The following is a 12,993-nucleotide window of genomic DNA, read 5'->3' as shown; positions in this document are numbered from 1 at the left end:
AGGCATACTTCGCGACGCTGCCTGCGAGCAAATCGGCGGCATGATTGCCTCGGTCGTTCCGCTTAAAAATCTCAAAAGACTGTCCTACTCAGCGAGGCCACCTTTGCGCTCAGCGGACCAGCAATTCAAACGGTGCGGAGTCTTCCCACACGAAGCTGCCGTCTGCCTGACGAATCAACTCCGGAAAATGACCCGGCACAATCCGATCCGCGCGATCGAGAATCCGCTGGATCGTCCGGGTGCCGACGTCGATTTCATCAAACGCCATATCGCAACGCTTCAGGATCGCTTCCTTCGCGTACTTGATCGCGTCGCCCGCAATGATCACCCGGCCGCGATCCGCCGTGTCCAGTTCGAGCCCGTAGCAACCTGGCGTGTGGCCCGGCGCCGGGAAAAAGTGAATGCCGTGATCGAGTTGCCCTTCGCCGCTGATGAATTCGATCTTCGACTTCGACAGCTGCTCGCGAATGCCCCAGGGCAGCAGCAAATCGTCCGGATGAGGATGCGGCACATACTCCCATTCGCGCTGGCTGACCACGAAGCGCGCATGCGCGAACAGGTCGACATTGTGCGCATGATCGAAATGCAGATGCGACAGGAAAACTGTCTTGATATCAGCCGGCGCGATGCCGCGTTCGCGCAGAGCCTTCAGCAAGCCGAGCCGCGAAACATAGCCGCCGGTGTCGAACAGGATCAGGCCCTCCTGCGCGCGAATCAGCGTGACGTTGGCAATGCCCAGAAAATCGTGCTTCAGGCGCAGGTTATTGCCCTGCACCAGAATTTCGTAGGTCGGTTTCATCCGGCGGCGCGTTCCTGTTGTAGCGTGGTCGGGCCGCCGAGCGTACTCGCGCGATGGGCGCGCCGGAAAGCTTCCAGCGGCGGCATGATGTGGTCGACCGCGAGCGCGACAAAACCGGCGCGGTCGCCGCTTTTCAACTGTTCGATCATGGTCGCGTGATGCTCGCGCGAATGCGACAGCAACTGCGGGTCCCCCACGCCGTACCAGCGGATACCCGTGGTCTCGACCCACAGCTTTTCGATCGTCTCGGCCAGATACTGATTCGGGCAGGTCGCCCAGATACGGCGGTGAAACGCGTCGTTCAGCACATTGACCTGCAACAGGTTGCCCGCGTCGAGTTCGCGGCAATACTCCGCGTGAATGTCCTCGATCTCGGCCAGCGCGTCGGGCTGCGCCGGCATCGGCACTCGGCTGGCCGCCTCGCGCTGCAGGATCATCCTGACCTCATAGATCTGCTCGACCTGCTGCAGCGAAAAGTCGCGCACGATCACGCCGCGATTGGGCCGGCGCGTGACCAGACCCATCCGTTCGAGATGCACGAGCGCGGCCCGCGACACATGCCGCGACACATTGAACTGCGCGCTGATCTCTTCTTCGACCAGCCGCTGATGCGGCCGCAGACGTCCGATGATGATGTCCGACTTGATGCCTTCGACCAGTTGCGCCGCCTGTGCGTCGGTTTTTGTGACCAAACCCTTTCCCTCGGTAATTGTTTTGACGATGTTCACCGGCCGCCGGCAACCCGCTCTGCGGCCCGCCGCCGCCACGCTGTATGCCGCCAATTTTACCTGTCCGAAGCGCCGCCAATATTGGCGTTTACCTTGACGAAAAGATATTTGACAAAATTGTCACCAAAACTGAGACTCGGTCTCCACAAGTTCCGGCGCGCCCAGAAAACCGCCGGACGGAACGCTCGAAAGGATGGGGAGACATGGATCGAAGGGCCGACATCAACGGCATACAGACCCGTTACAGAACAGTCGGCAAAGCCGGCGCGCCGGTGGTCATGCTGAGCCACGGGCTTGCGGCGGACCTGACGATGTGGGAACCGCAACTCGCCCTGCTGGCGAACTCCTTCAGCGTGCTCAGCTACGACATTCGCGGCCACGGCGGTTCGAGCGGCACGCCGGGCGACTACTCGCTCGCGCTGCTGGCGCAGGACGCCGTCGCGCTTCTGAACCACCTCGGCATCGGCCAGGCTCATTATGTCGGGCTTTCGTTGGGCGGCATGATCGGCCAGCAGCTCGGCGCGTGGCATGGCGAGCGCCTCGCGAGCCTGACGCTGTGCGCGACCACCAGCGACGCGCCCAAAGAGTCATGGGACGCCCGCGTGCGCGAAGCCCGCGAGGTCGGCGTGGCACCGCTCGCCGAAGCCACCGTGGACCGATGGGTCACTCCGGCATTCAAGCGCGAACAGCCCGATCTGATGGAGAAAATGCGCGCGATGGTGCTCGGCACCTCGCTCGACGGCTATGCGGGCAGCGCCGCCGCGATCCGCGACATGGAACTCGCCGCCGTGCTCAACCGCATCGCGGTGCCGACGCTGGTCGTCGCCGGTGAGGAAGACACGTCCACGCCGTTGCCGGTGCTCGAACAGATCGCGCGCGCCATCCCCGCAGCGCAACTGCTGACGGTCGCCAAAGCCGCGCACATGCCCACCCTGGAGCGGCCGGATCTGTGCAATCCGGCGCTCGAACGCTTCCTGCTCGCGTGTTCGCGCCAGCAGTAACCCATTCCTTTCAGGAGTTCCTCATGGCAGGTCGTCTCACCGGCAAGCGCATCATCATCACTGGCGCAATCGGCAACATCGGCAAGGAAGCAGCGCGCAGTTTCATCGCGGAGGGCGCGCGTATCGTGATCGGCGATCTCGCTGAAGAAGCCGGCCGCGCCGTGGTCGCCGAACTGGGCGACGCCGCGCATTTCGTTCAGGTCGACGTCACCAGCGAAGCGAGCGTCGCGAACCTGATCGCGCGCGGCGTCGAATGGCTCGGCGGACTCGACGTGCTGGCGCAGAACGCGGGCTTGCAACGCTCGGGGCCGATCGCGAGCTTCGAGCAGGCCGACTGGGACGCGCTGTTCGCGGTCAACGCGCGCGCGCACTTCTTCGGCGCCAAGCATGCGATCCCGCATCTGCGGCAATCGGGCAAGGGCTCGATCATCAACATGTCGTCGCTGGCGGGCAAGCGCGGTGGTCCGGGGCTGGTCGCCTATTCGGCGTCCAAAGGCGCGGTCGTGGCGTTCACCGCCGCGCTCGCGCTCGAACTCGCGCCCGACAACATCCGCGTGAACGCGATCTGCCCCGGCTGGGTCGACACCGCATTCAACCAGCCCGCGATCGACTACATGGGGGGCGCCGACGCGCAGCAGCAGAAAATCGCCGCGCTGGTGCCGCTCGGCCGCCAGGCCCGCTCCGACGAAATCGCGCCGCTGTTCGTCTACCTGGCCGCCGACGAATCGGCCTACGTGACCGCACAATCGTTCAGCATCGACGGTGGTGTCTACAATGGCTGACGCTGCCGCCCAGTCCGCCGGCGCGCCGAAGCGGCTCGAGCTGCAGGGCATCGCCAAAGCGTACGGCGCCACCATCGCGGTGCGCCGCGTGTCGCTCGATATCGAAGCCGGCGAAATCCACGCGCTGCTGGGTGAGAACGGCGCCGGCAAATCCACCATCGTGAAAGTGCTGTCGGGCATCGTGACGCCCGACAGCGGCGCGCTCACGCTCGACGGCCGCGCCTACGCACCGGCCGATCCGATGGCCGCGCGCTCGGCCGGTGTGTCGACCGCGTTTCAGGAACTGAGCCTGCTGCCGAATCTGAGCGTGACGGAAAACCTGATGCTGCCGCGCCAGGTGAAGGGCGGGATCGGCCTGGTGTCGGTCAAGGCGAGCGAGGAACGCGCCGCCGCGATGCTTGCCGAATACGGGCTGAGCCACATTCATCCGGCTCTGCATGTGCGTTCGCTGTCGCTGGCCGAGAAGCAGCGCGTCGAGATCATGCGCGCGGTGGCCCGGCATCCGAAGCTGCTGGTGCTCGACGAGCCGACCGCGGCGCTCTCCGATCCGACCTGGCTGTTCGACATTCTCGAGCGCATCACCGCCGCCGGCACCGGCGTGCTGTACATCTCGCACCGGCTCTCCGAAGTGCGCCGACTGTGCCGCCGCGGTACCGTGCTGCGCAACGGCGAAAGCATCGAAACCGTCTCGCTCGCCGGGATCGACGACGCGGGTATCTTCAAGATGATGGTCGGCTCCGCCGCGCGCGACACGCAGGCGGCGCGCAGCGCGCCGGCCCAGCGCCGCGACGAAGCGTTCGGCGTGACCAACCTGTCGGGCGGCACGGTCGCGACGATGACGCTGAGCGTCGGCAAGGGCGAGATCGTCGGTGTCGCCGGTCTTGAAGGCCAAGGCCAGCGCGACCTGTTCCGCATGCTGGCCGGGCTCACGCCGGTACGCGGCGGCGAGATCCGCATCGACGGCAAGAGCGTGCGCCTGTCCAATCCCGCCGACGCGGCGAATGCCGGCATAGGCTTCGTGCCCGAAGAGCGCAAGACCGAAGGCGTATTCCTCGGACTGCGCACCGACAGCAACATGACGCTGCCGGTGCTCGGCCGGCTGGGCCGCTTCGGCGTGGTCAACCGCGCGCGCGAGAAAGCCGCCGTGGACCAGGAGGCCGCGCGTGTCGACCTGTCCCCCCGCTATCTGAAACTGAAGATCGGCGCGTTGTCCGGCGGCAATCAGCAGAAGGCGCTGATCGGTCGCGTGCTGATGTCCGGCGCGCGCCACCTCGTGCTGTTCGATCCGACGCGCGGCGTCGACGTCGGCACGAAGGCCGTGATCTATGACCTGATTCGCGAGTTCGTCGCTCAGGGCGGCGCGGTGCTCGTCTATTCCACTGAACTGGCCGAACTCATCCACCTCGTCGACCGCTGCGTGGTCGTCTATGGCGGACGCGTCGCGGGCGAAGCATCGGGCGACGAACTGTCCGAGCCACGCCTCGTCGCGCTCGCCGCCGGACACGGAGCTCCCGCATGATGAACCACTCTGCTTCCTCTTCTTCGTCCTCCTCTGCGTCGAACGCGTTGTGCCCCGATCCGTGGTACCGGCGCATGCTCGGCGACGGCACCACCATTATCGTCGTGATCCTCGCGGTGCTGACGGTGATCTTCGCCGCCACTCAAGCCGATGCGCTGAGCGGTTCCGTGCTCACCGACATCCTCAATAACAGCCTGCCGCTCGCGCTCGCGGCGGCCGGCGGCACGCTGGTCGTGCTGACGCGCGGCTTCGACCTGTCGGTCGCCGGCGTGGTGTCGCTCACCAACGTGCTGGTCGCCGTGCATGGCGGCGACGGCCCGTGGGGCGCGGTCCAGGGCGCGGCGATCGCGATGGCGGCCGGCGCCGCCGTCGGGGCGACCAACGGCTACCTGGTCGCGTACTGGAAGTTGCAATCCATCGCGCTCACGCTCGCCACCATGATCGTCTGCTCGGGCGTCACGCTGCTGATTCTCGACGCGCCGGGCGGCAACGTCTCCGACTTCATGATCTACACGATGACCGACCGCATTCGCGGCATAGTGCCGGTGTCGCTCGCGATCGCCGTCGCGGCCTACGCGATCTGGCGCGTGCTGCGGCGCACCGACTGGGGCGTCGGCCTGTACGCCACCGGCGCCGACGAAACCGCCGCCGTGCTGGCCGGCGTGCCGGTTCGCCGGGTCAAGCTGATCGCCTACATGCTCGCGGGCGTCTGCTACGGCCTCGCCGGTTTCATGCTGACCGCGCTTACGTCGACCGGCACGCCCAACGCGGGTGAACCGTATCTGCTGCTGGTGTTCGCCGCCATCGCGCTCGGCGGCACCTCGTTCTCGGGCGGCCGCGGCGGCGTGGCCGGCTCGCTGCTCGGCGCGCTCACGCTGACGCTGCTGCAAAAGGTGCTGTTCTCGACCGGCGTGTCGTCGTTCTATACCGGCATTTTTCAGGGCGTCGTGATGATCGCCGCCGTCGTCGTGGCGGTGTTCTTCGCGCGCATCAGCACCCGTGGGGAGGTTCACGCATGACTCAGGCTCCATTGACCGACGGCCGGGCCGCCGACACCCGCGGCGGCGATGCCGCGCCGGGCTGGTTCGGCCGGCTCGACCGCGACGTGCGCACCGCCATCGCGCTGTTCGCGATTTCATTCGCGCTGATCGCCGCCTCGCGCGTGCTCGGGCCGAACTTCGGCAGCCTCGCGCAGATGAAGGCGATCCTCGTGATCTCGAGCTTCCTGATGGTGGTCGCCTTCGGCCAGCAGATGGTGATCCTGCTCGGCGGCCTCGACCTGAGCGTCGCCTCGATGATGACGCTCGGCGGCGTGCTCGCGTTCAAGTGGGTCGGTGGCGCGGATTCCGCCGTCGTCTGGGGAGTGCCGGCGATTCTGCTGATCACCGCGGCGCTCGGCGCGTGCAGCGGCATCGGCGTGAGTCTCGTCAAGATTCCGCCGTTCATCATGACCCTCGCGATGGGCGTGATCCTGTACGGCGTGACGCTCGGCTTTACCCAGGGCACGCCGAACGGCCAGCCGTCGGCCGCGTTGTCGGCGCTGTTCGCGAGCACGCCGCTCGGCACGCCGATTCTGTATCTGATGGTGCTCGGCACCGCGGCCGGCTGCTTCCTGCAGATGCGCACGAGCTTCGGGCGCAAGCTCTACGCGCTCGGCACCAATCCGACCGCCGCGTATGTCGCCGCACTGCCGGTGCACCGGCTCACCATCGCGACCTATGCGATCAGCGGCGCGAGCGCGGGCCTCGCCGGCATCCTGATGCTCGGCTACGTGCGCGGCGTCACGCTGACGCTCGGCCAGAGCTATCTGCTGCCGTCGGTGGCGGCGGTGGTGATCGGCGGCACCTCGATTATCGGCGGACGCGGCATCTATCTGGGCGCCGCCGCCGGCGCGGTCCTGCTGACCACGCTGTCGACCATCGTCTCGTCGCTCGGCATCGCCGAAGGCTGGCGCACGATCATTTACGGCGTCGTGATCTTCGTCGCGCTGGTGCTGTTGCGCGACGACCTCACGCTGCTCATCAAACGCAGTGCTTCAAGTAGCAGAAAACAACCCTAAAGAATGGGACATCCCGACGCATCAGGAGGACACGTGAACTATCGACAAACCTTTAAAACCTGCGCTCTCGCGCTTGGCGCCGCCGCCGTGCTGGCCGGTACCATCACGGCATCCCACGCCCAGACGCCGCCGAAGAAGTACAAGGTGTATCTGAGCATGAGCTATAGCGGCAACGGATATCAGACCGAAACCTCGAACCTGATCAAGGCGCTCGCCGCCACGCCGCCGTACGACAAGCTGGTCGATCTGAAAACGGTCATCTCCGGCACCGACGTGCAGGCGCAGGCCGCGGCGTATCAGAGCATGGTGTCGGCGGGCGCCGACGCCATCATCACGTTCCCGATCTCGTCGACCGGCCTGAACCGCGCGATCCACGAAGCGTGCGAAAAACACGTGCTGGTGTACACGTACAGCGCGACGGTGACCGAGCCGTGCGCGCGCACGGTCAGCTACATCACCGCCGGTTTCGCGCCGAATACCGCGCAATGGTTGGTGAATAAACTGAACGGCAAGGGCAACGTGTTCATCGATCGCGGTGTCGCCGGCAACTCGGTCGACAAGATGAATTACGACGGCGCGATGAGCGTGTTCAAGAAGTATCCGGGCATCAAGATCGTCGCGGAATACTACGGCATGTGGAACAGCCAGACGACCCAGCAGGAAACCGCCAAGGCGCTCGCCGCGCACCCCGACGTCGATGCGATTTTCGGCGAAAACGGCGAGGACGGCATTGTCGCGGCGATGCTCGCGAGCGGTCAGAAAAAGCTCGTGCCGGTGACGGGCGAAAACACCAATGGCTTCCGTCTCGCGTTGGCGAACGCGGATCTGAAGAAGCGCGGCCTCGACGGCATTTCGTCGGGCGATCCGATCAATGTGTCGGGTTACGCGTTCAAGCTGATGATGGAAGAGCTGGCCGGCAAGCGCAAAGTCACGGTGCATAACATCGAGTACCCGCTGCCGTGGTTGCCCGCCGACAAGGTCAAGGTGTGCACGGGCGATACGTTCGTGGGCGGCTGCAACGCGTTCCCGTCGACCAAGGTGCCTGATTCCTTCAATACCGAAGTGTTCGATCCGGTGCTGACGCCCGAGCTGTCGCTGACATCGGCGCTGCACGGCACGCCGACGCCGGGCGCAACGATCCAGCCGCTACCGGCCAACATCATCAAGGAAGCACCGAATGTTCCGGGCGTGAACTGCCAGCATTGCGAAGCGCCGGCAGATCTGTTCAAGCTGACCAAGGTAGTGGCTTCGGTCAAGCCTTAAGCGCGGGAAGCGTGGTCGGCGCTATCCACGCTGCTAGCGTTGCCGACACCGCGCGAGCGGCTCGATGCTCCGGTTCGGGTTCGCCTGGACCGGACTTTTTTCTGAATCACGCGATTCGCGCATTTCGCGCGGCGTCCGGCGGGACTTGAACCCGCAGGCGTTAAGATCGCGTAGCGGTGGAGGCTTCAATCGTGACCATTCCTGTGTGCGATCCGGCACGCCCTGTTTCACGTGCGCCGAGACAGCCGTTGCCGCCCGGCACGGTGGACTGTCATTTTCATGTCTTCGGCCCGGAAAACACCTGGCCGTATGCGCCGGGGCGCAGCTATACGCCGCCCGACGCCACGCTGGCCGACTATGAACAATTGGCCCAAACGTTCGGCATCGCGCGCTCGGTGATCGTCCAGCCGAGTCCGTACGGCATGGACAACCGGCGCAGCCTGCAAGTCATGGCCGAGAGCCGGCTGCCGATGCGTGCGGTGCTGGTGGTCGAACCGTCCGTCACCGATGCCGAACTGGCCGAATACCACCGGCTCGGCGCGCGCGGCGTGCGGGTGAATCTGCTGTTCGGCGCGGGACTCGCGATCGGCACCGCAGGCATGCTAGCGCAACGCATCCGCGAACTGGGCTGGCATCTGCAGTTTCTCGCCGACGTGTCGACCATCGACGACTTGCCCGGCCTCGTGCAGCGGCTGCGCGTGCCCGCCGTGTTCGATCATCTGGGCCATGTGCCGACGCATAAGGGCATCGGAGACACGGGTTTTCGGAACCTACTCGCACTGGTGCGCGAAGAGCTCGCGTGGGTGAAGTTGTCCGGCACGTATCGCACCACTGGCCTGCAAGCCACGCCCTACGACGATACGCGCCCGTTTGTCGACGCGCTGATCGAAGCGAACCCGCGTCAGCTAGTATGGGGCACGGATTGGCCGCATCCGTCGATTCCGGTGCCGATGCCGGACGACACCGACCTCACCGATCAGTTCGGCGAGTGGGTCGGCGACGCGGCGCTGCGGCAGGCGATCCTGGTGGACAACCCGGAGCGGCTGTATGGATTCGAGCCGTACGTGGCGTAGCGGGTTGTGGTGCAATTTCGGCGCGTCGGTCTGTTACCCTTGAGCTTTTGACGACCACGAGCCAATGAGCAAGCTGAAAGATCTCGAATGGTTGGTCAACGGGCGTCATTTCGACCGCGAAGTCATCGTCCTTTGTGTGCGTTGGTAATCCCGTGAATCTTGAAGTCGTCTGTCGCCAGTAATAGTCTCAATAGCTTTGCTCCCACCGTAACGCAGTGTCCGCGTTGGGTTTTAGCTGATCACAGTGACAAGGCGCGCATCGGCTGCGGAGCAGACGAAAGTTGACTCGTTGTAAGCTCAAACCGCGTCGATGAAAGCCCTGCCACACGGACTGTACGTCGTAGCGGTTGAATAGCAAGAGACAGAGTAACCGTTGCCGGTATAGATACCAATAACCTGAGGACCAGGGCCAGCGCAACGCGCGGACTTTGATGGCGGATCTTGGGGAAAACGCGATCCGGGCTTAACGACGGCGTGAGGCAATAAGCGGCCGTGAAGAGACATCCGGTAGGCCGCTCCGCCCACGAAACGGACACTCGCCCCAAAAAACGTAAATCTAACTGGCCGATGCTGCGAGCAACGGCGCAAGCGCGTTCAAGGTTGGAACACCGATGTTTCGAGCGCTGCAAGGCGCGTCAACTCATCTACGGCCACTTTGACTTTGGGCTGGAGGTGTCGCGTCTTCTGCCAGATCGCGTGAATCGGCGTTGTCGTCGACAGATCCGGCAGGACCTCGCGCAGTGCGCCCGTACGCAAACCCTCTCTCGCCAGCCATCCCGGAAGTTGCGCCAGACCATAGCCGGACAGGCAGGCGTCAAGTAACGTGTCACCGTCCGTTAGTTCGTGGCGCGCGCGGACGTCAAAGTACGCGGCGTCGTTGCCGCTCTCTGCGTTTGCAAGTAACCACCCCAATTGCAAGTTGCGTCGCCAGCCTATCAGGCAATCATGCGCGAACAGATCGTCCCGCCGCAGCGGTTCGCCGCGACGCGCCAGGTACGCAGGCGCGCCGCAAATGACAAGCTTCTGTTCGCCGAGCTTGCGCGCAACGAGATCCGGATACGCATCGAGCGCGCCGATGCGCACAGCCAGATCGACGCCCTCGCCAACGACATCCACCGCCCGATCCTGCAAGGTTACGGCGAGAACGAGGCGCGGATATCTCTCCGTCAAGCTCAAAAGCACTGGCACGATATGGCGTCGACCGAATGTCGTCGGCAGATCAACGCGCAGACGGCCGATCGGTTGCTCGTGGCCAGTGGACAGAAAGGCTTCGGTCTGGTCCAGATCTTCAAGGATGCGTCGGCAAGTGAGAAGGAACGTCTCGCCCGCGGTCGTCAAGTCGATTCGGCGCGTTGTCCGATGCAGGAGTTGAACGCCGAGCCGCACCTCCAGCCGCGAGATGCTCTTGCCAACCGCAGACCCTGTAACGCCCAGCGTCTCGGCCGCCGCTGTAAAGCTGCCGCGATCGACGGTAGTTACGAACTCGCGGATTCCAGCAAAACGATCGTCCATGGTTGATTCTGGAATGGAAGGATGGAATGTCTGGAATTTTATCGCCTAACTCAATCTTATCGCCGAAATTACACTCTTCAACACGATGGCATCCGCCGTTGCAGCGAACACGAGGTGTGAAATGAAAGCATGGCTTCTCGAAGATTTTGGTCTCCATAACCTGCAAGCCGCAGAGGTGGAAGTGCCCGCTCCGCAGCCGGGCGAGCTTCTTGTGAGGGTCGGCGCGGTATCGCTCAACTTCCGTGACAAAGCTATCGTCGACGGCATCTATGAGCCCGAGAGCGTGCCAAAGCCGCTGATTCCCGTGTCGGACGCCGCCGGCACGGTAGTCACCATCGGCGAAGGCGTAACCCGCTTCAAGATCGGTGATCGCGTGAATTCGACGCTTTACTCGCACTGGATCGATGGTGCGCCCGGCCCTAATGAACCAGCGTATTGCCTTGGCATGCCGCTGCCGGGAGGGCTTGCCGAATACATGATCCTCCACGAAGACAGCGCGGTGCCAGCGCCCGCGTCGATGAGCGACGAAGAAGCTTCGACCTTGCCGATCGCCGCGTTGACCGCCTGGTACGCACTGACGGACGTCGGCCACGTCCAAGCGGGCCAGACGGTGTTAGTGCAGGGGACCGGAGGCGTGTCGATTTTCGCGGCGCAGATCGCCATTGCACACGGCGCGCACGTGATCGTCACGTCGAGCAAGGACGAGAATCTTGCGAAGGTGAGGGCGCTCCTCAATAGCGACAAGGTCGAAGGGATCAACTACAGGACGAATCCAAATTGGTCGGCGAAAGTACTCGAACTGACCGGTGGCTTGGGTGCGGACGTCACGATCGACGTCGCGGGTGGGAACGGGATCAACCAGTCCGTTGCTGCCACCAAGGTACAAGGCGTGATCGCACAGGTTGGTTTCCTGACGGGACAGACGACGGATCTCAATCTGATGCCGCTGATCTTCCGGCAAACGACGATTCGTGGGATAGCCGTGGCACCGCGCACCTCCTTTGAGCGCATGAACTTGTTCCTCAATGCACACAAAATCAAGCCTGTCATCGATCGCGTCTATCGCTTCGACGAGGCCGTGCAGGCATTCGAACATCTTGCTCGCGGCCCATTCGGCAAAGTGGTGATCAGGATCGGCGAAGACGCGTAAGCACGAAGTTCGAGCGTCGATGCTGTCAATGGAAGCACCGGGCTTGAGCCCTCGGATTCGGTGCGGCCGTCGTATTCTATCGCTGAAGAGCAGCCTACTTGCACTTAGCGACCGTTTCCGGCACAGGCTGCGCTCGCCCTCCGCGCGTTTCAACAAAGTCCGCTCTTACACTCAAAGCCGCCGCCGCCGATCAGCGCCCTGTACGTCCCTGACGGGTCGGCAAGAGAAGCTCGCAGACCAGCGCGATCGGCTGCGAGCAGCGCGTCCGTCCAACTTCCGTGGTCGGCCAGGAGGCGACATTTGTCCGCTGCGACGCGATGACATTCGAAAGGCAGTTCCATGCTTGATAACAGCCATTCATTCAGGGGAATGAGCTGACTGGCGGCGGATGCTTGCGGCCGTCGTGGCCCGTCGCCTGCGCGGCTCAGGGTCGGGTGCTGGTAGATTCGACCCACTGAAGTAGTTCAAAAGCCAGCGAGCAGAACACAAGGAGGTCGAGCGAGCAGACCCAAGGGATAGAATCATAAGTCCCCGCAAGGATCACGTGCTCGGTCGGAACCTCATTGACGAATGTGACAGGCGGATCGAATTTTTTGGATTCGATCTTCCCTTTCATGAACTCGACCTTCAAGCTGTGAATGATCTTGTTGCAGGCGTTCCTGAGCGACAGGTCGCGTGGGGCGGGATGTGATTGGCGGCAGAGCGGCCCACGCTTATTTTCGGTCGGCAACGTCCGAAGAAACTCCGACAAAGCTTCGTTTTTCCGGTGGATATCAAAGAAGGATCGCATCTTCACCGCCACTCCGAGCGCCGAGCTGAAGACTCTTGTTTGATGGCCGCTAATGTATTCAAGCGCAAGCCAATCTGGCGTTGCCGAGGTCAGGTCATATTCAGCACAAACGTGAAAATTTGCGAGAACCGCTGCGTAAAGCGACAAGATATCCTCCCTGAGTCCGGGAAGTGCCCCAGCCATGCCCATAGCCACATTCTCTCGTTGACTTTCAATTTCGAAAAAACTGAATATAGCAGACGGGCAAAGTGAGCAAACGTCAAATAACCGGCCTTCCTCACCGACCCGAACTTAGCCCCACTACGATCGGCGATAGT

At 63.5% G+C, this 12,993-nt stretch carries 12 protein-coding genes and 1 pseudogene; 9 read left to right on the top strand and 4 right to left on the bottom strand.

Going from position 1 to position 12,993, the window contains the following annotated elements:
• Nucleotides 1–109: 109 nt before the first annotated feature.
• Together BG61_RS36285 and BG61_RS36280 are read right to left on the bottom strand one after the other, a co-directional pair.
• Nucleotides 110–799 carry an MBL fold metallo-hydrolase gene (locus BG61_RS36285; protein WP_035942937.1) on the bottom strand — a complete coding sequence of 230 codons (690 nt, stop codon included), beginning with the start codon at nt 797–799 and terminating at the stop codon, nt 110–112.
• On the bottom strand, nt 796–1,491 hold the full coding sequence (locus tag BG61_RS36280; protein ID WP_035942935.1) for a GntR family transcriptional regulator: 696 nt from the start codon (nt 1,489–1,491) through the stop codon (nt 796–798). Before BG61_RS36280 ends, BG61_RS36285 begins: the two co-directional genes overlap by 4 nt.
• Nucleotides 1,492–1,730: 239 nt before the next feature.
• Between BG61_RS36280 and BG61_RS36275 the strand changes: the two genes are divergently transcribed.
• From BG61_RS36275 to BG61_RS45150, 8 genes and pseudogenes are all read left to right on the top strand, one after another.
• On the top strand, nt 1,731–2,528 hold the full coding sequence (locus tag BG61_RS36275; RefSeq protein ID WP_035942933.1) for an alpha/beta fold hydrolase: 798 nt from the start codon (nt 1,731–1,733) through the stop codon (nt 2,526–2,528).
• Nucleotides 2,529–2,551: 23 nt separating this feature from the next.
• Entirely contained in the window at nt 2,552–3,310 is a 759-nt protein-coding gene (locus tag BG61_RS36270) for an SDR family NAD(P)-dependent oxidoreductase (RefSeq protein ID WP_035942931.1), read from the top strand.
• Nucleotides 3,303–4,829, top strand: a complete 1,527-nt coding sequence (locus BG61_RS36265) for a sugar ABC transporter ATP-binding protein (protein ID WP_051673030.1) — start codon at nt 3,303–3,305, stop codon at nt 4,827–4,829. Before BG61_RS36270 ends, BG61_RS36265 begins: the two co-directional genes overlap by 8 nt.
• Entirely contained in the window at nt 4,826–5,848 is a 1,023-nt protein-coding gene (locus BG61_RS36260; protein ID WP_233469231.1) for an ABC transporter permease, read from the top strand. The genes BG61_RS36265 and BG61_RS36260 overlap by 4 nt, the downstream gene beginning before the upstream one ends.
• A complete protein-coding gene (locus BG61_RS36255) occupies nt 5,845–6,888 on the top strand; it encodes an ABC transporter permease (RefSeq protein ID WP_035942929.1) in 1,044 nt (347 codons plus the stop codon). Before BG61_RS36260 ends, BG61_RS36255 begins: the two co-directional genes overlap by 4 nt.
• Before the next feature lie 33 nt (nt 6,889–6,921).
• Nucleotides 6,922–8,151, top strand: coding sequence for a sugar ABC transporter substrate-binding protein (locus tag BG61_RS36250; RefSeq protein WP_035942927.1), 1,230 nt, complete (start codon nt 6,922–6,924; stop codon nt 8,149–8,151).
• A 191-nt stretch (nt 8,152–8,342) separates the two neighbouring features.
• Nucleotides 8,343–9,224, top strand: a complete 882-nt coding sequence (locus BG61_RS36245) for an amidohydrolase family protein (RefSeq protein ID WP_233469230.1) — start codon at nt 8,343–8,345, stop codon at nt 9,222–9,224.
• A gap of 64 nt (nt 9,225–9,288) precedes the next feature.
• Nucleotides 9,289–9,369, top strand: a pseudogene (locus BG61_RS45150) (IS6 family transposase); the annotation flags it as partial.
• Between the two features lie 449 nt (nt 9,370–9,818).
• On the opposite strand, the gene BG61_RS36240 reads toward BG61_RS45150, so the two are convergent.
• The gene (locus BG61_RS36240; protein ID WP_035942923.1) at nt 9,819–10,736 is read right to left on the bottom strand and encodes a LysR family transcriptional regulator; all 918 of its coding nucleotides are present in this window, start codon (nt 10,734–10,736) and stop codon (nt 9,819–9,821) included.
• 121 nt (nt 10,737–10,857) lie between these two features.
• Between BG61_RS36240 and BG61_RS36235 the strand changes: the two genes are divergently transcribed.
• Nucleotides 10,858–11,886 carry a zinc-dependent alcohol dehydrogenase family protein gene (locus BG61_RS36235; protein ID WP_035942922.1) on the top strand — a complete coding sequence of 343 codons (1,029 nt, stop codon included), beginning with the start codon at nt 10,858–10,860 and terminating at the stop codon, nt 11,884–11,886.
• A 424-nt stretch (nt 11,887–12,310) separates the two neighbouring features.
• Here the strand turns inward: BG61_RS36235 and BG61_RS36230 are convergent, their stop codons facing one another.
• A complete protein-coding gene (locus BG61_RS36230) occupies nt 12,311–12,871 on the bottom strand; it encodes a hypothetical protein (protein ID WP_152565274.1) in 561 nt (186 codons plus the stop codon).
• Between the last annotated feature and the right edge of the window lie 122 nt (nt 12,872–12,993).

It is taken from the genome of Caballeronia glathei (assembly GCF_000698595.1).
Lineage (GTDB): Bacteria > Pseudomonadota > Gammaproteobacteria > Burkholderiales > Burkholderiaceae > Caballeronia > Caballeronia glathei.
The sequence above is the reverse complement of the archived record's forward strand: the minus strand, read 5'-3'. Positions and strand labels throughout refer to the sequence as shown.

Coding starts and splice junctions, on each gene's coding strand:
- BG61_RS36285 (WP_035942937.1), bottom strand. CDS start 799: ATGAAACCGACCTACGAAATTCTGGTGCAGGGCAATAACCTGCGCCTG.
- BG61_RS36275 (WP_035942933.1), top strand. CDS start 1,731: ATGGATCGAAGGGCCGACATCAACGGCATACAGACCCGTTACAGAACA.
- BG61_RS36270 (WP_035942931.1), top strand. CDS start 2,552: ATGGCAGGTCGTCTCACCGGCAAGCGCATCATCATCACTGGCGCAATC.
- BG61_RS36265 (WP_051673030.1), top strand. CDS start 3,303: ATGGCTGACGCTGCCGCCCAGTCCGCCGGCGCGCCGAAGCGGCTCGAG.
- BG61_RS36260 (WP_233469231.1), top strand. CDS start 4,826: ATGATGAACCACTCTGCTTCCTCTTCTTCGTCCTCCTCTGCGTCGAAC.
- BG61_RS36255 (WP_035942929.1), top strand. CDS start 5,845: ATGACTCAGGCTCCATTGACCGACGGCCGGGCCGCCGACACCCGCGGC.
- BG61_RS36240 (WP_035942923.1), bottom strand. CDS start 10,736: ATGGACGATCGTTTTGCTGGAATCCGCGAGTTCGTAACTACCGTCGAT.
- BG61_RS36235 (WP_035942922.1), top strand. CDS start 10,858: ATGAAAGCATGGCTTCTCGAAGATTTTGGTCTCCATAACCTGCAAGCC.